The sequence below is a fragment of the Streptomyces sp. NPDC001222 genome, from assembly GCF_042896945.1.
Classification (GTDB): domain Bacteria; phylum Actinomycetota; class Actinomycetes; order Streptomycetales; family Streptomycetaceae; genus Streptomyces; species Streptomyces gibsoniae.
Genome location: NZ_JBIAXT010000005.1, coordinates 243,545 through 266,236, shown reverse-complemented (window position 1 = coordinate 266,236; position 22,692 = coordinate 243,545). Strand labels below are relative to the sequence as shown.

At 73.1% G+C, this 22,692-nt stretch carries 22 protein-coding genes; 8 read left to right on the top strand and 14 right to left on the bottom strand.

The window, feature by feature from the left end:
• Positions 1-6: 6 nt before the first annotated feature.
• Positions 7-942, bottom strand: coding sequence for an N-acetylmuramic acid 6-phosphate etherase (gene murQ, locus ACFY2Z_RS10340; RefSeq protein WP_390743741.1), 936 nt, complete (start codon positions 940-942; stop codon positions 7-9).
• 52 nt (positions 943-994) lie between these two features.
• A complete protein-coding gene (locus tag ACFY2Z_RS10335; RefSeq protein WP_311694535.1) occupies positions 995-1,933 on the bottom strand; it encodes a MurR/RpiR family transcriptional regulator in 939 nt (312 codons plus the stop codon).
• 57 nt (positions 1,934-1,990) lie between these two features.
• Here ACFY2Z_RS10335 and ACFY2Z_RS10330 point away from each other — a divergent pair, with 57 nt between their 5' ends.
• Together ACFY2Z_RS10330 and ACFY2Z_RS10325 are read left to right on the top strand one after the other, a co-directional pair.
• Positions 1,991-2,374 (top strand): hypothetical protein, encoded by a 384-nt coding sequence (locus tag ACFY2Z_RS10330; protein ID WP_390743740.1) that lies wholly within the window; start codon positions 1,991-1,993, stop codon positions 2,372-2,374.
• Positions 2,371-2,661 carry a DUF4031 domain-containing protein gene (locus ACFY2Z_RS10325; protein WP_390743739.1) on the top strand — a complete coding sequence of 97 codons (291 nt, stop codon included), beginning with the start codon at positions 2,371-2,373 and terminating at the stop codon, positions 2,659-2,661. The genes ACFY2Z_RS10330 and ACFY2Z_RS10325 overlap by 4 nt, the downstream gene beginning before the upstream one ends.
• On the opposite strand, the gene ACFY2Z_RS10320 is transcribed toward ACFY2Z_RS10325, so the two are convergent.
• The 4 genes from ACFY2Z_RS10320 to ACFY2Z_RS10305 form a co-directional block, all read right to left on the bottom strand.
• Complete coding sequence (locus tag ACFY2Z_RS10320) at positions 2,647-3,726, bottom strand: GNAT family N-acetyltransferase (protein WP_390743738.1); 1,080 nt, start codon at positions 3,724-3,726, stop codon at positions 2,647-2,649. The two genes, ACFY2Z_RS10325 and ACFY2Z_RS10320, sit on opposite strands and share 15 nt — an antisense overlap.
• A gap of 27 nt (positions 3,727-3,753) precedes the next feature.
• A complete protein-coding gene (locus ACFY2Z_RS10315; RefSeq protein ID WP_390743737.1) occupies positions 3,754-4,398 on the bottom strand; it encodes a hypothetical protein in 645 nt (214 codons plus the stop codon).
• A gap of 77 nt (positions 4,399-4,475) precedes the next feature.
• Positions 4,476-5,663 (bottom strand): restriction endonuclease subunit S, encoded by a 1,188-nt coding sequence (locus ACFY2Z_RS10310; RefSeq protein ID WP_390743736.1) that lies wholly within the window; start codon positions 5,661-5,663, stop codon positions 4,476-4,478.
• Complete coding sequence (locus ACFY2Z_RS10305) at positions 5,660-7,168, bottom strand: N-6 DNA methylase (protein WP_390743809.1); 1,509 nt, start codon at positions 7,166-7,168, stop codon at positions 5,660-5,662. Before ACFY2Z_RS10305 ends, ACFY2Z_RS10310 begins: the two co-directional genes overlap by 4 nt.
• 151 nt (positions 7,169-7,319) lie before the next feature.
• Between ACFY2Z_RS10305 and ACFY2Z_RS10300 the strand changes: the two genes are divergently transcribed.
• A complete protein-coding gene (locus ACFY2Z_RS10300; protein WP_390743735.1) occupies positions 7,320-8,009 on the top strand; it encodes a copper homeostasis protein CutC in 690 nt (229 codons plus the stop codon).
• Between the two features lies 1 nt (position 8,010).
• Here ACFY2Z_RS10300 and ACFY2Z_RS10295 read toward each other — a convergent pair whose 3' ends face one another.
• Positions 8,011-10,080 carry a HelD family protein gene (locus tag ACFY2Z_RS10295; RefSeq protein ID WP_390743734.1) on the bottom strand — a complete coding sequence of 690 codons (2,070 nt, stop codon included), beginning with the start codon at positions 10,078-10,080 and terminating at the stop codon, positions 8,011-8,013.
• Between the two features lie 324 nt (positions 10,081-10,404).
• Here ACFY2Z_RS10295 and ACFY2Z_RS10290 point away from each other — a divergent pair, with 324 nt between their 5' ends.
• Positions 10,405-10,593, top strand: coding sequence for a hypothetical protein (locus ACFY2Z_RS10290; RefSeq protein ID WP_355907196.1), 189 nt, complete (start codon positions 10,405-10,407; stop codon positions 10,591-10,593).
• A gap of 127 nt (positions 10,594-10,720) precedes the next feature.
• Here ACFY2Z_RS10290 and ACFY2Z_RS10285 read toward each other — a convergent pair whose 3' ends face one another.
• Both ACFY2Z_RS10285 and ACFY2Z_RS10280 read right to left on the bottom strand, forming a co-directional pair.
• Positions 10,721-12,364 carry a DNA repair helicase XPB gene (locus ACFY2Z_RS10285; RefSeq protein WP_390743733.1) on the bottom strand — a complete coding sequence of 548 codons (1,644 nt, stop codon included), beginning with the start codon at positions 12,362-12,364 and terminating at the stop codon, positions 10,721-10,723.
• A gap of 66 nt (positions 12,365-12,430) precedes the next feature.
• Positions 12,431-15,007, bottom strand: coding sequence for a helicase-associated domain-containing protein (locus ACFY2Z_RS10280; RefSeq protein ID WP_390743732.1), 2,577 nt, complete (start codon positions 15,005-15,007; stop codon positions 12,431-12,433).
• Between the two features lie 170 nt (positions 15,008-15,177).
• Between ACFY2Z_RS10280 and ACFY2Z_RS10275 the strand changes: the two genes are divergently transcribed.
• Positions 15,178-16,209, top strand: coding sequence for a hypothetical protein (locus tag ACFY2Z_RS10275; protein ID WP_390743731.1), 1,032 nt, complete (start codon positions 15,178-15,180; stop codon positions 16,207-16,209).
• 63 nt (positions 16,210-16,272) lie between these two features.
• On the top strand, positions 16,273-16,890 hold the full coding sequence (locus tag ACFY2Z_RS10270) for an HAD family hydrolase (protein WP_390743730.1): 618 nt from the start codon (positions 16,273-16,275) through the stop codon (positions 16,888-16,890).
• A 79-nt stretch (positions 16,891-16,969) separates the two neighbouring features.
• On the opposite strand, the gene ACFY2Z_RS10265 is transcribed toward ACFY2Z_RS10270, so the two are convergent.
• Positions 16,970-17,221, bottom strand: a complete 252-nt coding sequence (locus ACFY2Z_RS10265; RefSeq protein ID WP_390743729.1) for a hypothetical protein — start codon at positions 17,219-17,221, stop codon at positions 16,970-16,972.
• Between the two features lie 175 nt (positions 17,222-17,396).
• On the opposite strand from ACFY2Z_RS10265, the gene ACFY2Z_RS10260 reads away from it, so the two are divergent.
• Positions 17,397-17,780 carry a cold-shock protein gene (locus ACFY2Z_RS10260; RefSeq protein ID WP_390743728.1) on the top strand — a complete coding sequence of 128 codons (384 nt, stop codon included), beginning with the start codon at positions 17,397-17,399 and terminating at the stop codon, positions 17,778-17,780.
• Positions 17,781-17,808: 28 nt separating this feature from the next.
• On the opposite strand, the gene ACFY2Z_RS10255 is transcribed toward ACFY2Z_RS10260, so the two are convergent.
• The 4 genes from ACFY2Z_RS10255 to ACFY2Z_RS10240 form a co-directional block, all read right to left on the bottom strand.
• Entirely contained in the window at positions 17,809-18,669 is an 861-nt protein-coding gene (locus tag ACFY2Z_RS10255; protein WP_390743727.1) for a 1,4-dihydroxy-6-naphthoate synthase, read from the bottom strand.
• Entirely contained in the window at positions 18,653-19,402 is a 750-nt protein-coding gene (locus ACFY2Z_RS10250; RefSeq protein WP_390743808.1) for a futalosine hydrolase, read from the bottom strand. The genes ACFY2Z_RS10255 and ACFY2Z_RS10250 overlap by 17 nt, the downstream gene beginning before the upstream one ends.
• The gene (locus ACFY2Z_RS10245; protein ID WP_390743726.1) at positions 19,399-19,860 is read right to left on the bottom strand and encodes a DUF2771 domain-containing protein; all 462 of its coding nucleotides are present in this window, start codon (positions 19,858-19,860) and stop codon (positions 19,399-19,401) included. The genes ACFY2Z_RS10250 and ACFY2Z_RS10245 overlap by 4 nt, the downstream gene beginning before the upstream one ends.
• A 71-nt stretch (positions 19,861-19,931) precedes the next feature.
• A complete protein-coding gene (locus ACFY2Z_RS10240) occupies positions 19,932-21,350 on the bottom strand; it encodes an MFS transporter (RefSeq protein ID WP_390743725.1) in 1,419 nt (472 codons plus the stop codon).
• Between the two features lie 401 nt (positions 21,351-21,751).
• Between ACFY2Z_RS10240 and ACFY2Z_RS10235 the strand changes: the two genes are divergently transcribed.
• On the top strand, positions 21,752-22,678 hold the full coding sequence (locus tag ACFY2Z_RS10235; protein ID WP_390743724.1) for a DUF3027 domain-containing protein: 927 nt from the start codon (positions 21,752-21,754) through the stop codon (positions 22,676-22,678).
• Positions 22,679-22,692: the final 14 nt, after the last annotated feature.

Here is a 22,692-nt window from a genome sequence, read left to right as displayed (position 1 = left end):
CCCCGGTCAGTCCGCCGCCCTCTCCAGTGCCGTGCGCAGATGGCCGTCGCTCTCCGCGAGGAGCCGGGCCGCCGTCAGGCCGTCCACCGCGCCGAGGATGGTCAGGATCGCGTTCTTGACCTCACCGTCCGTGGCCGCGAGCGCCTTTTCGATCTCCTCGTCGTCCGCGCCCGTCGCGAGCGCCACGATGCGCCGGGAGCGGGCGCGCAGCTTGTCGTTGGAGGCGCGCACATCGACCATCAGGTTCCCGTACGTCTTGCCCAGCCGGATCATCGTGATCGTCGAGATCGTGTTGAGGACCAGCTTCTGCGCCGTGCCCGCCTTCAGCCGGGTCGAGCCGGTCAGCAGTTCGGGACCGACCACGATCTCGATGCCGTGGTCGGCGGCCGCCGCGAGGGGGCTGTCCGCGTTGCAGGACAGGCCGACCGTGAGCGCACCGGCCGCCCGGGCGTGCTCCACCGCGCCGAGTGCGTACGGCGTGCGCCCCGAGGCCGAGACGCCGACCACCGTGTCACGGGTCGTCAGCCCCAGTGCGTCGAGGTCCTGGGCCGCCAGCTCCCGGGAGTCCTCCGCACCCTCCACCGACGTCACCATCGCGCCGGGGCCGCCCGCGATCAGTCCCACCACCTGCGAGGGGTCCGTGTCGAAGGTCGGCGGGCACTCGGAGGCGTCGAGGACGCCGAGCCTCCCGGCCGTGCCCGCGCCCGCGTACACCAGCCGGCCGCCCCGGGCCATCCGTTCGGCGACGGCGTCGATCGCGGCGGCGATCTGCGGCAGCCGCGCGGCGACCGCGGCCGGCACGGTCGCGTCCTCGCCGTTCATGATCCGCGCGATCTCGAGGGTCGGCAGCCGGTCGATCTCGGCCAGCTCGGGGCGGAACGCCTCGGTGGTCAGGGACTCCAGCTCTGCTCGCAGATCGCGCGGGTGGGACGAGGAGGTCATCGGGCGCGGCTCTTTCCGGTGCGGCACTGCTCTGAGGGGAGGACGGGCAGGACTACCTCTTCGTTGCGCCGCGGGGATGGTGACGGTGTGCCAGGGCCTCGTAGGACGCGGCCAGAGCCGGTGCGGCGGTCTCGTACGTGCGCTGTGCCACGCCGACGAACAGGCAGTCGACGACGAGGAGCTGGCTGGTGCGGGACGACATCGCGGCCGGCCTCAGTTCGCTCTCGCGCGCGGTGGAGGTGGTCAGGACGTGGTCCGCGTACTGCGTGACGGGCGCGTCCGGACGGCCGGTGACCGCGACGGTGGTCGCCCCGCGCTCGAAGGCCACCCGCAGCGGTTCGATGACGTCGCCGGTGGAACCGGAGTGCGTGATCGCGATCGCCACGTCCTTGGCGCGCAACTGCACCGCGTTGGTGACCGCGAGATGCGGATCGCTGTGCGCATGGGCTATGAGCCCTATCCGCAGCAGCTTCTGGACGAGGTCCTGGGCGACGAGCCCGGACGCCCCTATGCCGTACACATCGATACGGCGGGCGCCGGCGAGCGCGGTGACGGCGGCGCCGAGCTGCACGGTGTCGAGACCGGCCGCGGTGTCGGCGAGGGTCTGCTGCTCGTCGTAGGCGAGCTTCGCGACGACGTCCGCGATCGGGTCGTCGACCGCGATGTCGGCGGTGACGGACGGGGCGCGGCCCGACTGCTGCTGCGCGGCGAGGCCTGCGAGGGCCAGCCGCAGGTCCCGGTAGCCCGGATAGCCGAGGAGGCGGGCCGTACGCACCACGGTGGCCTCGCTGGTGCCGGTGCGCTCGGCGAGACCGGTGACCGTGAGCGCCGCGCACCCGGCCGGGTCGCCGGCGACCGCCTCGGCGACGCGCTGCATGGACCGGGTCATCGAGGGCGCCAGGGTGCGCACTTTGGCGGCGAGCGCGGCGGGAGCGGGCGGCGCGTCCTTGCCCGATGAACCGCGGAAAGTTTCCTTCACACGCTGGGTCACAATGTGAAAGATATTTTCCGTTCGGACGTCCGGTCAAGAGTTGCGCACAATGGGGGCATGGATCCCATCAGCCCCCTGGAGCAGGCCCTGCACGCGGCCCGGGCCCTGGTGCTCGCCGACCTGGTCGCGGGCGAGGTCGCCGAGGCGGATGTCGTCTCGCTCGTCGAGGACTCCGTCGCCCAGCGGCGATGGTGGGTCGAACAGTGGCCCGACGGCATGGACTACGTCGCCGGGCTCGTCGCCCAGGACGTCCAGGACGCCCTTCTGGAGCGGTACGGACGCTGGCCGCTGTGCCCCGTCTGCGGCTCCGGCGACCCGCACGCCCTCGACGTCGAGCCCGAACTCGGCGCCGATCCGCACTGGGTGTGCCCGAAGGCGGGCGTGAAGGTCGCGGCGGTGGGATTCCTGGGGCGGGCCACGGGCGGGATGCCGTCCTCGTGACGGTCTATATCGACCCGCCCACCTGGCCGGGCCACGGCCGGCTGTGGTCCCACCTGGTCAGCGACGTCTCGTACGACGAACTGCACCGGTTCGCCGAGCGGCTGGGCGTGCCGCGCCGGGCCTTCGAGCGCGACCACTACGACCTGCCCTCCCACCGCTACCCGGACGCCGTCCGGGCGGGCGCGGTGGAGGTGGACAGCCGTGAGGTGGTACGTCTGCTGCACGCCTCCGGCCTACGGCGGCGCAAGGGCACGGCCGACGCGGCGCGCCGGTCAGCCGCCCCCTAGCTCGTACGCCACCTGCGTACCGCCCTCGCCGGTCGTGCCCACCCGCCGGAACCCGGCGCGCGAGACCACCGCGTGCGAGGAGTGGTTGTCCCTGTCCACGACCGCGTGCAGGGCGCGGACGTCGTCGCGGTCCAGCGTCCGCGCCGTCAGGGCGCGCAGCGCCTCGGTCGCGTAGCCGTGACCGCGGGCGGCCTCCGCCAGGTCGTAGCCGACCTCCGCGCGGCCGTCCTCGTCCGGGGCGCCGTGGAAGCCCATGCCGCCCACCGCGCGGCCGTCCTCCTTGCGTACGAGGACGTACAGGCCCCACTCCGGCTGGTACACCCCGTTCTCGTACGCGGCCACCACCATTCCGGAGGCTTCCCGCGTGCCGTGGAAGGGCCCGCCCTCGATCCACTCGAAGCCCCCGTCGCCGCCCAGGAACAGATCACGGGCCGCCGCGGGCGTGACGCCCTCCAGGGTCAGGCGTTCCGCCGGGACCACCGGGGTGTTGTGCCAGCGCCAGTCGGTGACCGGGGCGCGGCCGGGCAGATCGCCGCGTCCGGTGGCCCACAACAGGGTGGGCCAGGGCTCCGGTCCGGGCTGGACCTGCGGGAAGATCCGGGTCAGGACGTCCTCGCACAGCTCGGCGGGCGGCTCGTACGCGAGCCCCAGGCCCTCGGCGATGTCGTGGGTGTGCAGCAGGACTTCGGCGATGCCCATCGCGGCGAAGCCCTCGCGGTTCACGCTGCGGAAGGGATACGGGTGGAAGGCACGCACCCCCGGCGGGGTCGTGCGGACGGCCGCGGAGAGCAGGGCGCCGGTCGCCTCGATGACATCGAGCGCGCCCGCCGCGTCGGTGCCCTCGTCGAGGGTGATGTCGAAGGGCACGTACGCGTCCTGTGCCCGGCCCGCCAACTGCCCGGCGTAGGCGATGAGATCGCTCGCGATGTGCTCCGCGGTCCGGAGGCAGCTCCACTCCAGCCGCCCGGCCTTCACCCCGTCCCAGTCCCGGTCCGTCGCCGTCCGCAGCAGCCCCGTGCAGCTCGCCACGGCCTCTTCCACCCGTTCCCCGCCCATGTTCCGCATGCGGGCAGGCTAGGAGACCGCCCGTCCTCAGGTCGACAGCATTTCCAGTTCCGAGGCGATGTTGTAGCGGGCCGTCGCCTCCCAGTGGTCCTGGCCGTACGGGGTGCGGAACAGCCTTGGCAGGCCGAGGAGTTCGCGCAGGATCGCGGCGCGGCCCGCGCGGAAGGCGTCGCCCGGGACGAAGCCGTACTCCTCGCGGACGGCGGCGGTGTACGCGGCGTACACGGACGGGGGCGCCGCGAGGATCGCGAGATCGGCGTCGCACAGCACCTGGCCGTCGCGGTCGTCGTCGGCCGGGTCGTGGGTGACGGTGAGCCGGACCAGCCGGGCGACCTCGGCCGTCCGCTCCTCGGCGACCCCGGCCTCGGGCAGAGCGCGTTCGGCGAGACGGGCGGAGCGCTCCTCGTTCTCGGAGCGGTCGGGCAGATAGACGGCGTCGTGGAACCAGGCGGCCAGCCGCACCACGTCCGGATCGTCCGCGTACTCCCGCAGTACGTCGATGTGGTCGAGGACCGTGGTGAGATGCGCGAGCGTGTGGTATCGGCGCTGCGGCTCCTGCCAGCGGGCGAGCAGGTTCTCGGCGTACGGGGCGGGGTCGGGTCCGCCGGCCGGTCCCCGGGCTCCTTCGAGGGCCCGGGTCCAGCGTGCGCGCAGGTCATCGAGATCGGCCATGCCGCCATTGTCCCCGTGGTGCCCCGGTCGTTCGACCGGGGAGTGCTGTGCGCGGTTCCGCGTGGACCCTCCAGGGTCTACGCGGTGGCCTCGCGTCCCCAGAGGGTGCCGGTGCAGGCGCGTGGCTGGATCGAGGCGAAGAGTTCGTCGAGGGAGCCGAGTTGGGTCCGGTACGCGGCCTTCGCCCGGTCGATCTCGTCGAGGCGCCGCTCGAAGGCCCGCTGTTCCGTGAGCGGCGGCAGGAGTACGGGGACCTTCGCCAGGTTCTCCTGGCTGATGCCGGTGATGGTCGCCCCGGTGACTCGCGGGAAGACGTGGGCGGCCCGCACCCGCCGGTGGGACAGATAGGCGTGGAGATACCGCGTGGTGAGGAGGCCGGGCGCGGGTGTGACGCGGATCAGCGACGACTCGAAGATGAGCGGCTCGGCCGGCTCTGTGACCCGGCAGGGCTTGGCGGACCCCTCGTAGGTGAGCGAGCGACGGGCCACCAGGAGGTCGTGCCCGGTCAGCGCGTACTTGGCGACGTCCTTCTCCTGGCACGCCACCCGCCTCAGCCCCCGGGCGCCGACGGTGCCGTGGAACGCGTCGCTCATGTGCACCATGGCCACGCCGTCCTCGACGTACGCCTCGGCCGGGAAGTAGGCGCCGTTCTGCAGGCGCCGGGCCACGGCGTCCTCCAGGGGGACCCTGGGGAACGGCGGGGCGGGGGCGGCCGGGTCCCCGAACATGTCGAGAAAGACGGACTCCGCGAGGTCGTCGAGGAGGGCCGTCGCCCGGCGGCGCTTCTCGCGCAGTTCCTCCACCTGCTCCAGTAGGGCGACGACGCGGCGCTGCTCGGGCAGCGGCGGCACCTTCAACTCGATGTCCCGGAGCGTCTTGACGGAGAGATGCCTGACCGTCGCGAAGGGGGTGGCGTCCTCGATGCGCTTGAGCACCGGGGGCAGGAGGTGGGCCACATAGGCCAGGTCGATGTCCTGGGACAGCGGGCGCGGGCTGCACACCCGCTGATTGAGGACGGCCCGCCCGCCGCGCCACCGGGAGAGGGTGAACTCGCCGTCCATCCCGATGACGTAGTCGCCGTCGGAGATCACGTATTTCGGGTCGTAGGTCCCGCTGTAGTACGTCCGTGAGCGGCCCGGCTTCACATCACGGATCCGGATCACCGGGATGCCGTCCCCGTCCGTGTTGAACTGGCCGGACTTGAAGGCGAATCCGGAGAGGAAGTCCACGCAGTCGCCGAGCCGCACGGTGCGCGCCCCGCTCATGCGAGCATCTCCTTGAGCCTGGCCGTGCCGGTGTCGATCTCTTTGTTGAGTCGTTCGAGGTCGGCGAGGATGTCGAGGGGGGATCGGGTGGGAACCTCTTCGTGGACGACTTCTTTGTAGCGGTTGAGGGAGAGGTCGTAGGCCTGGGCGACGATGTCGGCCCGGGGGACGCAGAAGCTCTGGTCGGTGCGGGCGCGGTCGCGTTCGTCGGTGGTGCGGCGTTTCCAGCGGGCGAGGACGTCGGGCAGGTTGTTCCTGGCATGTTCCTCGGCCGTGAGGTGGGTGGCGCGGGCGCCGAGGCGGTCCTCCGGCAACAGTGGTGTGCGCTTGTCGTCGAGGCTGAAGCCGTCCGCCCGGACGTCGTAGAACCAGACGTCGTCGGTGCCGCCGGAGTCGGTCCTGGTGAAGAAGAGGATGGCGGTGGAGACGCCGGCGTAGGGCTTGAAGACGCCGGAGGGGAGTTTGACCACCGCGTCGAGTCTCTGATCCTCGACGAGCACGCGGCGCAGTTCCCTGTGGGCTTTGGTCGAGCCGAAGAGGACGCCGTCGGGAACGACGACGGCGGCGCGGCCGCCAAGTCTGAGGAGTTTGAGGAAGAGGGCGAGGAAGAGGAGTTCGGTCTTCTTGGTCTTGACGACCTTCAGCAGGTCCGAGGACGTCGTCTCGTGGTCGAGGCTGCCGGCGAAGGGCGGGTTGGCGAGGATCAGGGAGTAGCGGTCGGTCTCCTCGCCCGCGCTCTGTGAGAGCGAGTTGCGGTAGCGGATGTCCGGGCTCGCCATTCCGTGCATCAGCATGTTCATCGAGCCGATGCGCAGCATGGTCGAGTCGAAGTCGAACCCGTGGAACATGCCGTTGTGGAAGTGGTGCCGGTTGTCGGCCTCGAGGAGGTCGTCCCGGTGTACGCGCCACACGTATTCGGACGCGTCGACCAGGAAGCCGGCGGTGCCGCAGGCGGGGTCGCAGATCTCGTCGCGCAGGTGGGGCTCGGTCATCTCGACCATCAGCCGGATGATGTGCCGGGGGGTGCGGAACTGTCCGTTCTGCCCGGCGGTGGCGATCTTGCCGAGCATGTACTCGTACAGGTCGCCGTTGGTGTCCTTGTCCTGCAGGGGGATGCCCTCCAGGAGGAGGACGACCTTGGCGAGCAGGCCGGGGGTGGGGATGGTGAAGCGGGCGTCCCTCATGTGGTGCGCGTACGTGGAGTCCTCGCCGCCCAGGGTGCGCAGATGGGGGAAGACCTTGTCGGCGACCGTGCGGTACATCCGCGCCGGTTCGTCGTCCTTGAAGTTCTGCCAGCGCAGGTCCTGTTGATCAGGGCCGAAGAAGGGGGCGGAGTCCGGGACGCCGTGCCGGGCCGTGCGGTCCCTGACCGTCTGGAGCTCGTCGAGGCGGCGGACGAAGAGCAGATAGGTGATCTGTTCCAGCGCCTCCAGCGGGTTGGAGATGCCACCGGACCAGAAGGCGTCCCAGACGCGGTCCACCGTGCTCTTCAGCGCGCCCGTCATCACGCGGGGATCCTACGGCGATGCGGCAGGACCGGGCGGCGTGGGAGGGCCGGCCCGGCCGGTGCCGTCTCCCCCTGGGTGTCCCGTCGTCGTACGCTTGGATTGGACTAGACCTGTAGTCGCTCCAGGGAACACCAACGGAAGGGGTCCTATGAGCTCGCGTGCAGTCCTGGAGGTGATCGCCCTCGGTCCCGAGGACGCGGTCGCCGCCCAGGCCGGAGGTGCGGACCGCCTCGAACTGGTCACCGACATCGCCGCCGACGGGCTCACCCCGCCGGTCGCGGCCTTCGCCGGGATCCGCGACGCCGTCGACATCCCGCTGCGCGTGATGCTCCGGAAGCGGGACGGGTTCGCGGCCGGTGACGCCGGGGCGCTCGTCCGTGCCGCGGGCGAGCTGCGCGCGGCCGGTGCCGACGAGTTCGTGCTCGGATTCCTCGACGACGACGGCGGGCCCGACCTGGAGAGCGTGGAGCGGCTGCTCGCGGAGCTGGACGGCTGCCGCTGGACCTTCCACCGCGCGATCGACCACGCCGCCGACCGGGACGCCCTGCGCAAGCAGCTCGCCGAGCTGCCGGGCCTGGACACCTATCTCACCGCGGGCTCGTCCGACGGTGTGGACGACGGCCTGCCCACGCTGGTCGCCGAGGCGGCCCGGCACGGTGAGCCCGGCTACACCCAGCGGCTCATGGCCGGCGGCGGCCTCCGCCTCGACCATGTCCCGCGGCTGCGCGCCGCCGGCGTGGACGCCTTCCACATCGGCGGCGCGGCCCGCCCGGCCGGCTGGACCGAGCCGGTCTCCGCGCAGGCCGTACGGGAGTGGCGTACGGCCCTCGACGACTGATTCAGCCGAGCTCAGGCGGCAGCGGGGCCGCGTGGGTCACGATCAGGCCCGAGACGGCACGGGTGAGGGCCACATACAGGCGGCGCAGGCCCGTCCGTTCGTCCGGCTCGCCGTCGACGACCGCCTGCGGCTCGTCGAGGACCACGTAGTCGTACTCCAGACCCTTCGCGAGGGACGCCGGGACCAGGGTCAGCCGGGTCTCCTCGGTCGTCTCCTCGCCCGGGCCGAGGTAGCCGATGCCCGCGGCGGTGAGCGCCTCGGCGAGCACGGGGACCCGGGCGTCGGCCGCGATCAGGCCGATGGAGCCCTCGTGGCGCAGTGACTGCGCGCAGGCGGTGACCACGTCGGCGGTGTCCGTGACCGGGCGCACCTCGAAGGAGCCCGGGTTCTCCCGGACCGACGCCACCGGCGTGAGCCCGGGTGCGATGTGCGGCAGCAGCCGGGAGGCGTAGGTGATCACGTCGGTCGGCACCCGGAAACCGGCCGTCAGCTCCTCGATCATCGCGTCCTGCTTGCCCAGGTGTGCGAGCGCCTCCTCCCAGCTGCGGGTCGCCCAGGGCGTGGTGCCCTGGGCGAGATCGCCGAGCACGGTCGCCGAACCGGTGGTGCAGCGCCGGCCGACCGCCCGGTACTGCATCGGGGAGAGATCCTGCGCCTCGTCGAGCACGACATGCCCGAGCGAGTGCGTGCGCTGGACCAGATCGGTGGCCTCGTCGATCAGCACGGCGTCCGCGGGCGACCAGCGGGCGGACTTCACCGAGCGCACCGGCTTCGTCCAGAGGATCTTCTTCTGCTCGTCCTCGTCGAGCAGCCCCGCCGCATGCCCGGCGAGGAAATCGGCGTCCGTGAGCAGCCGCAGGACCAGCTTGGCCGGGTCGACCGGCGGCCAGATCGCCTTGACCGCCGCCTTCACGGCGGTGTTGCGGGCCACGGCGTCCTGCACCCGGTCGTCCGGCGCCTCCCCGGCCCGCTCCATCTGGACCAGCACGGCGTGCGCGATCCGCTGCGGCAGGGCCTCGCGGGCGGCGCCGTAGCGGATGTCCCGGTCGAGCAACTCCCGCACGATCTGCTCGAGTTCGTACGCGGACACGCGCCAGCGCCGGGACCCGCGCACCACCACGACGGGCTCGGTGGGCAGCGTCACATGCGCGCGGACGGCCCGCCGGAGCACCTCCGCCATGCGTGCGTCGCCCTTGACGACGGCGGCTGCCGCCGCGTCCGTCCCCCGGACCTCGACATGCGCCACGAGGTCGTCCACCGTCGCCTGCCGCACCTCCAGCTCGCCGAGCGCGGGCAGTACCTGCTCGATGTAGTGCAGGAATGACGCGTTCGGCCCGATGACGAGGGTGCCGGTGCGGGCGAGCCGCTCGCGGTGGGCGTAGAGGAGATAGGCGACCCGGTGCAGGCCGACGGCCGTCTTCCCGGTGCCGGGGCCGCCCTGCACGCAGACCGTGCCCGAGAGCCCGGACCGCACGATCTCGTCCTGCTCGGGCTGGATCGTGGCCACGATGTCGCGCATCGGGCCGACGCGCGGGCGCTCGATCTCCTGCTGGAGCAGCTTGCTGGCGGCGGCGGTCTCGGCGGGGTCGGACAGATGCTCGTCCTCGTACGCCGTGAGGTCGCCGCCGGTGTAGCCGAAGCGGCGGCGCAGCCCGATGTCCATCGGGTCCTTCTTCGAGGCCCGGTAGAACGGCTGGGAGACGGGCGCTCGCCAGTCGATCACCATCGGGTCGCCGTCGGCGTCGTGCACATGCCGGCGCCCGATGTAGAAGCGCTCGCCCTCGGCGCCCTCCGCCTGGTCGGCCCCGGGAGCGTGCAGATAGTCGAGGCGGCCGAAGAACAGCGGGGTGTGGCTGAGGTCGGCGAGGGCCTTGATGCGCTCGTCGATCTGGCGGGCGAGCACCGCGGCGTTGACCCAGTTCGCGGTGACATCGCGGATGTCGAGGTTCTCCACGTCCTCGCGCATCGCGCGCAGCGCGGCCCGGGAGGCGGCGAGGTGGGAGCGTTCGCGGGAGAGGGGGTCGGCGTCGGAGAGGCCGGGGCGGGGGTCGGGGGCTGACGGCGTGGACACGGAAAGCTGCCCTCCGGGGCGGTGGCTGCGTCGCGAGGACGGGTGGCGGTGGTGCCGTCCGGTTTCCGGCCGGACGACGGCTCTCCGTGAAGGGAGGCGGGCAAGAGAGGAGATTTTAGGTGACGGCGGCGGCGGCGGCCAGCGGATTTCCCGGCGCCCGGGGCCGCCCGCGACCGGCGCCCCGGTGCCGGGCGGGCCGTGTCCCCCTAGGGGGAGGGGTCCCTCCGGGGTACGACACCGGGCAGCCGGAAGAGGTACGGAGAGCCGCGCAGGTTACGTCCTTGGTCCGACGCCATTCGGGGCCGGCGGTTCCACCATGGAGACATGAGCGCAGTGACCTTCACACCCGCCCGGCACGGCCCGCCGACCGGTGCCACCGCCCTGGAGGGCAAGCACCGACGTCATCGCCTCGGGGACGCCCTGCGCGCCGCCAAGGTGTTCCTGGGCGCCGCGATCGACGTGGTCCTCCTCGGCGAGTACGGGGAAGAGTCGGGCGTCCGCAGCCGCCGGTGACGGCGGCTCGCCGGGCGCTTCCCCGGCCCCCAGCCGGGCTCCGCCGCCCGGAAGCGAGGGGTCCGGCCCGCACCCTGACGGACCGTTACCACTCGTGTACCTTCTGTGGCTTATGGGTTCCCGACCCTCAGCTCTCGGCCAGCAGCTCGTCCGCGTCCATGATCCGGTACGCATAGCCCTGTTCCGCCAAAAAGCGCTGGCGGTGGGCGGCGAAGTCCTGGTCGATGGTGTCGCGGGCGACCACCGAGTAGAAGTGCGCCTGGTGGCCGTCGGCCTTCGGGCGCAGCACCCGGCCCAGCCGCTGGGCCTCCTCCTGGCGCGACCCGAACGTCCCCGACACCTGGATGGCGACGGTCGCCTCCGGCAGGTCGATGGAGAAGTTCGCGACCTTGGAGACGACGAGCACGTTGATCTCGCCCTCGCGGAAGGCGTCGAAGAGCCTCTCGCGCTGCGCGTTGGAGGTCTCGCCCTTGATGACGGGCGCGCCCAGGTGCTCGCCCAGCTCGTCCAGCTGGTCGATGTACTGGCCGATGACCAGGATCTGCTGTCCCGCGAAGCGCCGCACCAGCGCCTCGGTCACCTTCCGCTTGGTGTCGGTGGTGGCGCAGAAGCGGTACTTCTCCTCGGTCTCGGCGGTGGCGTACGCGAGCCGCTCGGAGTCGGTGAGGTTCACCCGCACCTCGACGCAGTCGGCGGGGGCGATATAGCCCTGGGCCTCGATCTCCTTCCAGGGCGCGTCGAACCGCTTGGGCCCGATGAGGGAGAACACGTCCGACTCGCGGCCGTCCTCGCGCACCAGCGTCGCGGTCAGTCCGAGCCGCCGGCGCGCCTGGAGGTCCGCCGTGAACTTGAAGACGGGCGCGGGGAGCAGATGCACCTCGTCGTAGACGATGAGCCCCCAGTCGCGGGAGTCGAACAGCTCCAGGTGCGGGTAGACACCCTTCCGCTTGGTGGTGAGCACCTGGTACGTGGCGATGGTGACCGGCCGGATCTCCTTGCGCGTACCGGAGTACTCGCCGATCTCGTCCTCGGTGAGCGAGGTCCGCTTCACCAGCTCGTGCTTCCACTGCCGGGCGGAGACGGTGTTGGTGACCAGGATCAGGGTGGTGGCCTTGGCCTGGGCCATGGACCCGGCGCCGACCAGCGTCTTGCCGGCGCCGCAGGGCAGCACGACGACCCCGCTGCCGCCGTGCCAGAAGTTCTCCACGGCCTGCTTCTGGTAGGGCCTGAGCGCCCAGCCGTCCTCGGCCAGCTCGATCGGGTGCGCCTCGCCGTCGACGTATCCCGCGAGGTCCTCGGCGGGCCAGCCCAGCTTGAGCAGCACCTGCTTGATCTGCCCGCGTTCGGAGGGATGCACGGCGACCGTGTCCTGGTCGATCCGGGTCCCGACCAGCGGGGCGATGCGCTTGGAGCGCAGCACCTCCTCGAGCACCGGCCGGTCGGTGGTCGTCAGGACCAGACCGTGGGCCGGGTGCTTGCTGAGGGTCAGCCGTCCGTACCGGTCCATGGTCTCGGCGATGTCGACGAGCAGGGCGTGCGGCACCGGATAGCGGCTGTACTGCACGAGGGCGTCGACGACCTGCTCGGCGTCGTGCCCGGCGGCCCGGGCGTTCCACAGGCCAAGAGGGGTCACCCGGTAGGTGTGGATGTGCTCGGGCGCCCGCTCCAGTTCGGCGAACGGCGCGATGGCGCGACGACAGTCGTCGGCCTGCTCGTGATCGACTTCGAGAAGCAGGGTCTTGTCGGACTGAACGATGAGCGGACCATTCACGCGCGGCACCCTTTCCGTGTGGCCAACAGCTCGGCCAAACGTCCAGTGTGCCTCATCCGGAGGTGATCACAGCTGGTCGTCCGCCAGCTCGGCCACTCCCGTGACCCGGTGCAGCGGATAGGTGCGGACCTCGTCCGCCGTGTGGTCGTACGCCGTGACGAAGCCGCCCTCCACCCGGAGCGGAGCGATGACGCGCTGGGAGGCTGTGCCCTCGGCGTTGACGTAGCCGATCCACAGGGCGGTGCCGGTGAGGACGGCGGCCTGCATGGTGGCCAGGGTCTCGGCGGAGGTGGTGCGCGGCAGGTCGCCGTCGGCGGCGGGCTCCGGGCCGGGCTTGCGGGGCGCCGTCGAGGCGAGGTCGCCGGCCCGGATGGCGCGCAGCGCCGCGGTCAGCAGCGTCGCGTCGGGCGTCGGCGGCCCGTCCGGGACCGGCTCCGGTGCGGTGCGGGGCGGGGTGCGGTGGGCATGGGCCCGGGTGATCAGGACGTCGCCCTCCGCGGACTCCGCGGCGGGGGCGAAGCCCATGGCGCGCAGCCCCTCCAGGAGCGTCGCCGGGTCGGCCCCCGCGGCGAGGACCGTCGGGGCCAGCCGGCGCAGGCGCAGCGAGGCGGAGCGCTTGTCGGCGAGGATCTCGTTCAGCACGCTGTCGTCGTCGCAGCGCACATACGCCGAGGCCGCCCCGACGCGCAGATGCCCGTGCCTGCGCGCCACGTCGTCGATCAGATAGGCGAGCGGCTGCGGCACCGGAGTGCGGGAGTGCGCGGTCAGGAACGTGTGCAGATCGCTGGCGCTGCGCCCCGCGTCCAGGGCGCGGCGTACGGAGGCGGGCGTGAAGCGGTAGACCGTCGCGCCGCCCTTCGACTCGACGTCGGCGAGAACCCCGAGCATGTCGGCCAGCGGCCGCTGGAGCGGACCGGGGGCCACCGCCGTCAGGTCCGCCTGCAGCAGCACATGGTCCAGGGGCTCGGGCAGCAGCGGGGCGAGCAGCGCCGCGGCGCGGTCGGCCGCCGCCGCCCGGTCGGCCGCCGTGAGGGGCTCGCGGAGCGCGGGGCGGTGGTGCCGGTGGTGCACCGGCAGCTTGTCGCCGGGGCCGGCCGGCTCGGCGGCCGGGGCGTGCTCCGCGGCATCACCGAGCAGCGCACGGCCGTGCGCGGACAGCGCTCCGCGGCCCGTGACCCCCAGCAGCTCCGCCTCGGACAGCGCCCACTCGGCGAGGCGGCCGCGCAGGTCCTCCGCCGTGGGCTGGGCGCCGCGCAGCGGGCGTTCCCAGCGGAGCCGGGCGACGACCGAGTCGTGGCCGGCCGCCGCGCCCTCGGGCAGGCCGGCGAGCAGGGCCAGCACCCGGTGGCGGACCTCGGGGGCGGCGGAGCGGTCAAGTCCGGGGCCGAGCGCGGACAGTGCGCGGTCCTTCGCGTCCCGGCCGCCGACCAGGCCCGGCGCGCGGGTCGCCGCCAGCCAGGCCGTGGCCAGCCGGGTCCACCGCACGGCGGGGGGCAGTTCGAGCCACTCGTCGTACGCCGGGGTCGCCGCGTACCGCTCGTCGGCCTCGCCGTCGGAGGCCAGCAGCCCCGCCGCGTAGGCGAGTTCGACCCAGAAGGCGGCCATGGGCTCGGGCACGTCGAGCGCCACCGCGGTCCGCTTCAGGTCGCGCACGCTCAGACCGCCCGCGCGCAGCACCGCCGGGCCGCCCTCGTCCCAGTCCTTCAGCAGCTCCTCGACGGTCGCCAGCGCGGTGTACGCCTGACCGGCCGCCGTCGCGTCCACCATCTGCGGACGGTGGGTGGCGGCGGTCGCGAGGGCGGGCGGCAGCGGCTCGGTGTGCCGGTGTGCGCGGCCGGACCGCAGATGCAGGGCCACCTCCCGGGGCAGGACGACGGTCCCGGGGGCGGTCGGCAGCAGCAGCCCGCGGTCGAGCAGCCAGCGCAGCCGCGGCGCGGGATCCGGGGTGACCTGGCCGTACGGCGGTCCCCACACCAGGCGGGTCAGCACCTCGAGGGACTCGGCGGGCGCGGTCGCGAGAAGCGCGGCCATCCGGGCGCGGTCGGCGAACAGGGCGGTCAGGGAGGCCGTCGCGGACACGGCGTCATGGGTGCTGGGCAGCCCGGTGACGGTCAGGATCTCCTGGATCCGGCCCGGGGACATGCCGGAGGCGGCCTCGGTGACGGTCGGGCCGAGGCCGGTGGGCGAGGGGTGCTGCGGGGACGGGGAGAGCAGCTCCCGGGCCGTGCGGACGAGGCGGAGGCGGTCGTCGGGGCCCCAGGCCAGGGCCTGTTCGCGCAGGACGGCGAGGGCGCGGGGGAGAGCCTCGGCGACGACCGGGTCGGTCTCCGCGCCGCCGTCCCCGGCCATCAGATTCAGCAGTTCGTCGTACGACGCCGGGTCCGGGGCCACGGCCAGGGCCTCCGCCGTCTGCAGGGCGAACCGGTCGAGGCGCTCCAGCGCGCGGACGACGCTCGCCCGGGTGGCGGCGCGGGTCGCGAGCTGGGTGAGGTCGGTGGGGACGGGGGTGATGAGGTCCGGGCGGGCGCGCAGGAGGGCGGACAGGGAGGCGTCGTCCCGCGCACGCAGGGACTCGGCCAGTGAGCGGGGCGCGGCGGCGCCGGTGCCCGCGGCTTCCTTGCGTGAGCGCTGCTCGGGGGTCATCCGGTCAACCGTAGCGGGTGATCCGCCTTCCCAGCCCGTCCGGCACCGGGGGAGCGGGCCGGCGAGGCCGTGGCGGGCGGCGGGGCCGACGGGAGGCCCGGGCGCAGCTCACGGGAAGCGTCCGCCGGGATACGGTACGTACCGACAGCGGCCCACCCCGGAGGGGCTTCGTGGGGATCGAGAGCGACCAGATCGTCTTCGACTATCTGAGCCGGGTCGGAGACGTGGCCCAGCAGCGCCAGCTGCCGTCGGCCGCGCGGATGCGGCTCGTGTCCGGGCTGCGCGAGGAGATCGACCGGCGGCGGGCGAAGTCCCCGGTGGACAGCCCGGCCGCCGTCCGGCGGATCCTCGACCGGCTGGGCACCCCCGACGAGGTCGTGGCCGCCGCGTCCGAGGACACCTCGGGCGGTGCCGTTCCGAGCCGTCCCGCGGCCGTACCCGAGCAGCGGTCGAAGGGCTTCGAGGACCCCGGCCGCCCCAGGGGCCTGCGCCGTGTCGTGCCCCGCCCCCGGCCCGCCGAGCCCGGCCCCGCGGGCCCGTCCAGGAACGCCGCCTCGCCGCCTCATCTGGCCGGTGCCGACGAGTTGGGCGACAGCGCCGTCCGGCCCGACTGGTGGCGGGTGGACGGCGCCCCCGGCGGCGGGTTCGCGCTCGGCGACCCGGTACCGGGGTTCACGGGCGGGGTGGAGATCCCCGAACTGCTGAAGCCGCCGCCCGCGCCGGGCGGTCCGCCGAAGCCGGACGGCGGTGGGGGACCGGCCGCCAGGGAGCCGAAGGGGAAGGAGCCGACCGCGGCGGAACCCGTCGTCGAGGCCGCCCCCGCCGCCAAGGAGCGCGCCGCCCGCCGGCGGCTGCCCCTGCTCACCGCCCGGAGCAACCCGCTGCTGCTCCTGGCCGCCGGACTCCTCGTCGCCGGGGCCGTGCTCGGCAACTGGTTCGCCCTCGGGCTCGGCTGGCTGATCGCCTGGGGCTCGCGCCGGCTGACCCCCGCCGAGTCCAAGTGGGCGGTCATGGTCCTGCCCGGTCTGGCCGTCGCCTCGGGGATCGTCTGGCTCTGGGGCCGCACCAGTGGCCGCTGGGGCGATCCGATCGCCCAGGGGCACATGAACGACGCCGTCGCCCAGACCTGGCCCTGGGTGGTGCGGGGAGCGGCCGTCGCCTCGGCCCTGTATCTGGTGTGGCGGTCGCAGCGGCAGAAGTGAGGCACGGTCCGGCGGGCGGAGCCGCCGCCGGTGCCCACCCGCGGCGCTGGGACAATGGCTCCCATGACGTCTCGCGCCCTCACCGTCGGCTTCGACCTCGACATGACCCTGATCGACTCCCGGCCCGGGATCCACGCCTGCTACCGGGAGCTGTCGGCGCGGACGGGAACGTACATCGACGCCGACCTCGCGATCACCCGGCTCGGGCCCCCGCTGGTGGACGAACTGGTCAACTGGTTCCCGGCGGAGCGGATCGACGAGATGGCCGATCTCTACCGTGCGATGTACCCCGCCGTCGCGATCGCCGCGACGCCCGCCCTGACCGGCGCCCGTGAGGCGATCGAGGCCGTGCGGGCGGCCGACGGGCGCGCGATCGTCGTCACCGCCAAGTACGAGCCCAACGCGAAGCTGCACCTGGAGCACCTCGGGATCGAGCCGGACGAGGTGATCGGCGACCTGTGGGCGGAGCAGAAGGCCGAGGCGCTCCTGGAGCACGCGGCCGGCGTCTACGTCGGCGACCACGTCGGGGACGTGCGCGGCGCCCGTAAGGCCCGCGCGTACTCCGTCGCCGTGGCCACCGGCCCCTGCCCCGCCGAGGAGCTGCGGGCGGCAGGCGCGGACGTCGTCCTCGCCGACCTGACCGAGTTCCCCGCCTGGCTGACGGAGTACGCGGCCCGGTAGAGAGGCGCCCCCCGCCGGTCCCACGGGAGAGCTCCGGTCCATCAGGAGAGTTCCGGTCCGTCGGGAGAGCGCCCGTCCGTCAGGAGCGTGCCTCGCGGGCCCGTTTGCGGCCCTGCGCGATCGAGCGCAGCAAGCCCGCGCCGGCCAGCAGGAAACCGACGCCCATGAGCATGCTCAGGCCGTACAGGAACGTCGGGAAGGGCTTCGTCCCGAGCAGGAGCGGGGCCACGGTGACCAAAGTGGCCACCGCTCCGATGAAGAAGACGATCGCACCGGCACGGATCAGCCGGTCGCCGGCCGCGGCGGAATTCGCTTGGGTTTCGTCACGCACCGGACCAGGGTAGTTCCCGTCGCGAGGAACGACTCGGCGACGTCTTGTCACCGGCCCCCGGACCATTAGCCTTGGTACCGGCGGGTCCGGGGGACCCGCTGCAGTGCTCTCCAGAGCGGTTTCCCGAAATACTTTGCAGACGCAGTTTCCGACGAGTACGAGGACGAGGACAGACGTGCCTACCGGCAAGGTCAAGTGGTTCAACAGCGAGAAAGGCTTCGGCTTTCTCTCCCGCGACGACGGCGGCGACGTCTTCGTCCACTCCTCGGTTCTCCCCGCCGGAGTCGATTCCCTGAAGCCGGGACAGCGCGTGGAGTTCGGAGTGGTCGCCGGTCAGCGTGGTGACCAGGCGCTGTCCGTCACCCTTTTGGATCCGACGCCCTCGGTCGCGGCCGCCCAGCGCAAGAAGCCGGACGAACTGGCGTCCATCGTCCAGGACCTCACGACGCTCCTGGAGAACATCACCCCGATGCTGGAGGCGGGCCGCTACCCCGACAAGGCCTCCGGCAAGAAGATCGCGGGCCTGCTGCGCGCGGTCGCCGACCAGTTGGACGTCTGACCGCGCGCGAGCCGGTCCGGAACCCCCGTCAGGGGAACGCCAGCGCGTTCGGGCCGAGGGACGGCACCAGCCCCTCGGCCGCCGCGCGCGTGAGCAGGCCCCGGACCGCGGCGTAGCCGTCCTCGCCCAGGTCCGCGGTGAACTCGTTGACATACAGCCCGATGTGCGCGTCCGCCACCGCCGGATCCATCTCCTGCGCATGCTCCATGACATACGCACGGGAGGCCTCGGTGTCGTCCCAGGCCGCCCGTACGGAGGCCCGGGCGGACTCGGCGAGCAGCATCAGCGTGTCCTCGCCCAGCGAACGCCTGGCGATGATCGCGCCCAGCGGGATGGGCAGTCCGGTCGTGGCCTCCCAGTGCTCGCCCATGTCGGCGAGCTTGTGCAGCCCGTAGTTCTGGTAGGTGAACCGGGCCTCGTGGATCACGAGCCCGGCGTCGACCTTCCCGTCCCGCACGGCCGGCATGATCTCGTGGAACGGCATGACGACGATCTCGCCGACGCCTCCCGGCACGGTGTCCGCGGCCCACAGCCGGAAGAGCAGATACGCCGTCGACGTCTCGCTCGGCACGGCGACCGTCCGCCCGGTGAGCGGGGCGTCCGGCTCCCGGGTGAGCACCAGCGGCCCGCAGCCCCGGCCCAGCGCGCCCCCGCACGGCAGCAGGGCGTACTCGTCCAGGACGTACGGCAGCACGGCGTACGACACCTTCAGCACGTCGAACTCACCGCGCTCGGCCATGCCGTTGGTGACGTCGATGTCGGCGAAGGTGACGTCGAGCGCCGGTGCGCCGGGAACGCGGCCGTGGGCCCATGCCTCGAAGACGAACGTGTCGTTCGGGCAGGGGGAGTAGGCGATCTGCAGGGGCCGGGACTCAGTGGGTGCGGTCATGCTGTGTCCAACTCTCGAGTACGTGCGCGAACTTCCCGAAGCCCTCGGTGAGGGCCGCGAGGGCGTCGCCGATGCGCCAGGCGGCGCGGTCGCGGGGGCCGACGGGGTTGGAGACGGCCCGGATCTCCACGACGGGCGTGCCGTGCGCGGCGGCCGCCTCCGCGACGCCGAAGCCCTCCATCGCCTCGGCGAGCGCAGACGGATGCCGGGCGCGCAGCTCCGCGGCGCGCCCGGCGCTGCCGGTGACGGTCGAGACGGTGAGGACGGTGCCGGTGAGCGCACCGGCGGCGGCCGCGAGTTCTCGTACGAGTGATGCGGGCGGCCGGTGGCTGACGGTCCCGAACCCGAGGTCGGTGACCGGGAGGAAGCCGTCCGGGCTCTCGGCACCGAGGTCGGCGGCCACGATGTCGTCGGCGACGACGAGCGCGCCGAGGGGGGCGTCCGGGGCGAAGCCGCCCGCGATGCCGACGCTGACCACGAGGTCGTAGGGGGCGCCCGCGAGCGCGGCGGCGGTCAGCGCGGAGGCGGTGGAGGCGGCGGCGAGGGCGGGCCCGACCCCGACGGCGAGGAGGTCCACGGCCCCGGTCCGGTGCAGGACGGCCGCGGGCAGCGGCGCCTCGGTCACCGGCCCCGGAAACGCCCTGGCCACCGCGTCCCGTTCGGCCGGGACCGCGGTGGCCACCAGGATGCCGCCCCCGCGAGCGGGGGACGCCTCGACGGACGACGTGGTCAGGATTCCTTCTTGAGCTTGAAGGTCCACAGACCCGTCACCTTGTTCGCGCCCTCCTTGATGGAGACGAGGGTGGTGTTGCCGCTCGCGCCGTACTGCGCGTTGAAGAACACGCTGCCCGGGATCGTGCGGTACGTCTTCTTGCTGGCGTCGGTCAGCGGCTGACCGTTCATGAGGATCGTCCAGCCGTTGTCCGCGATGGCCGGGTCCACGCCGAACCGGACGGTCGCATCGGGGTCGACGCTGATCGTCTTGATGTCCTTGGACTTCAGGCACTTCGCCAGATCCGCGGCCGCGACTTCGTTGCCGTCGTTGTAGCAGTCGGTCTGGGAGCTCACCGAGTCCGTGCCGACCGTGACGGTCGCGAGCGGCGTCGGCTTGTTACAGGCGGACAGCAGGAGAAGTCCGGCGGAAACGGCGCCGAGGGCGGCTACGGCGCGGCGGGAACGCAGTGCGGTCATGGCCGAAGGCTATCGGGCACGTCCAGTCCCCTTGCCACGTGGGGTGCGCGACGTGCCGCGTACTCGTGCGATCAGGTGCCCGCGCGGGTGCCGCGGCGGGCCGAGGCGAGCAGACCCCGTACGGTCGCCAGCCAGCCCGCGGCGACGAGCGCGGCGCCCACCACGAGCCCCAGCACCCCGTTCAGCGGCAGCACGATGCCGATCGCGCCGCCCAGCACCCAGGCCACCTGGAGCAGCGTCTCCGAGCGCGCGAACGCCGAGGTCCGCACCAGCTCCGGCACGTCCCGCTGGATCAGCGCGTCCAGCGACAGCTTGGCGAGCGCCTGCGCGAACCCGGCGACCGCCGCCAGACACGCCACGAGGAACGCGCCGAAGAAGACCGCCGCGATGATCGCCGTGCCCAGCACGATCGCCACGACCGTCACGATGATCACTTCCGGGGCGCGGGACCTCAGCCAGGAGCCGACCGCCGTGCCCAGCGCGTTGCCCGCGCCCGCCGCGACGCCGACTATGCCGAGCGACACCGCGGCGCTCTCCCCGGTGAGCGGGTGCTCGCGCAGCAGGAAGGCGAGGAAGAAGATCAGGAAGCCGGACAGACAGCGCAGGGCGGCGTTGGCGGCCAAGGCGTGGGTGACGGCGGGGCCGACCGTCCGCAGCCCCGGACGGCGCCCGGTCGCCCGGCGGCGTGGCCCGTGCAGGTGTTCGGCGTCCGCGGCGAGCAGCGCGATGTCCTCGCCCTTGGCGGAGTCGACCTTCGGGGGCAGCGAGAACGACAGAAACGTCCCCGCGACGAAGATCAGGAAGGCCCCGTAGAGGGGCCACGCCGGTCCTATCGTGTGCAGGCCCGCGCCGATGGGGGCGGCCACGCCGGTGGCGAGGAGACCGCCGAGGGTCACCCGGGAGTTGGCCTTCACCAGGGAGAAGCCGGGCGGCAGCAGCCGGGGCACGACGGCGCTGCGGACCACGCCGTACGCCTTGGAGGCCACGAGGACGCCGAGCGCCGCCGGGTACAGCTCCAGGCTTCCGCTCGCGACCGCCCCCGAGATGATCAGCGCGAGCAGGGCCCGGGCGAGCATCGCGCCCGCCATCGCGGCCCTGCGGCCGTGCGGCAGCCGGTCCAGGAGCGGGCCGATCACGGGGGCGAGGACCGTGAACGGGGCCATCGTGATGGCGAGGTAGAGGGCCACGCGGCCGCGGGCCTCGTCGGTCGGCACGGAGAAGAAGACGGTGGACGCGAGGGCGACGGTGACCATGACGTCGCCGGCACCGTTCACCGCGTGCAGCTCGATCAGCTTGCCGAGCCCGGATTCGCCGGCGCCGTGCGCGTGGGTCACCTTGCGGATGCCCCGGGCGGCGCCGGTGACCGGGAAGTGCAGGGCACGGCCGACCGCGCGGACGGAACCGCCGAACCGGCCCGAACCGCCACCCCGGCTGCGTCCCTCGGCCCCGCTCACGCCGGCGGCTTCGTGGGACGACCTCGCGGCTGCCACCCCGTCATAGTGCCCCGAGAAGGCCGGGGGTAGTGCGGTTACCGCGCGGATCGGGGCGCGTGGTGTCCCGTACAGGACGGGCGGGGGTGCGCGGTCGGCCGGGCGCGCCGGACGGTCCGGAAACCGCGCCCACGCCGTACCGGCCCGGCTCGGAGGGCCCGCCTCCGGGAAAGCGCAGCCACTCGGTGTGGGCCCCGGGGCGCGGAGAGGGTAGCGTGCGTAGCGCGTCGTGGCGATTGTTCTCGGCCGCGCGCCTCTCATCCATCCCGCAGAATGGATGGGGTAGGTGCGCCCGAGTGCGATCGGGCGCGGACGTCGACGCGGTCCTCCGGTCCGCTCCGTTCGCACTCACAGCCGGGAATGGCGCACCCGTGAGACGGCGTAGGAGAGAAGCGATACCTGTGAGCGCAGCGACAACGCGAAGCCGCACCCCCGACCGCCTGTGCGCCGAGGCCGTCGACCTCGCCCGCACCGCCGCCGAGGAGGTCGCCGCGCCCGGCATCGTCGGCGAGCACACCGGGATGGTGGCCGAGGGCGACCGCGTTGTCACCCACTTCTTCGAGTGCAAGGAAATGGGTTACCGGGGCTGGCGCTGGGCGGTGACGGTCGCACGGGCGTCCCGCGCGAAGATCGTCACGCTCGACGAGACGGTGCTGCTGCCCGGCCCCGACGCGCTGCTCGCGCCCGAGTGGGTGCCGTGGAGCGAGCGGCTGCGCCCGGGCGACATGGGCCCCGGCGACCTGCTGCCGACGGACGCCGAGGATCTGCGCCTGGAGCCCGGCTTCTCGGGCGAGGAGGAGCCCCCGCCGAACTCCCCGGTCTCGGGCGAGATGGCGGAGCTGGTCGAGGCGGAGGACGTGGAGGTGACCGCGGGCGTTCCCGCGAACCTGCCGATGGCCCCCTCGCGCGGCTCGATCGCCGCGGTGGCGGAGGAACTGGGCATGCGCCGAGCCCGGGTCCTGTCCCGCTACGGACTGCATGTCGCCGCCGACCGCTGGGAGGAGGCGTTCGGCCCGAAGACGCCGATGGCGCAGGCGGCGCCCGCCTCCTGTGTCAGCTGCGGTTTCCTGGTGGCGCTCGGGGGCTCGCTCGGCCAGGCCTTCGGTGTGTGCGCGAACGAGTTCTCCCCTGCCGACGGCCATGTGGTCTCTCTCGCCTACGGCTGCGGCGGCCACTCCGAGGCGGCGGTCATGCCCAAGGCTCCGCAGCCGCCCCCGCCGGTGGTCGACGAGACGAGGGTGGAGCCGTTCCCGCTGCGTCCCTCTCCGGACTCGGGTTCGGTACCGGCCGTGGCGGACGAGGCGGCGGCCGAGCTGGGGCACTCCTAGGAGCGCCCCCGTCG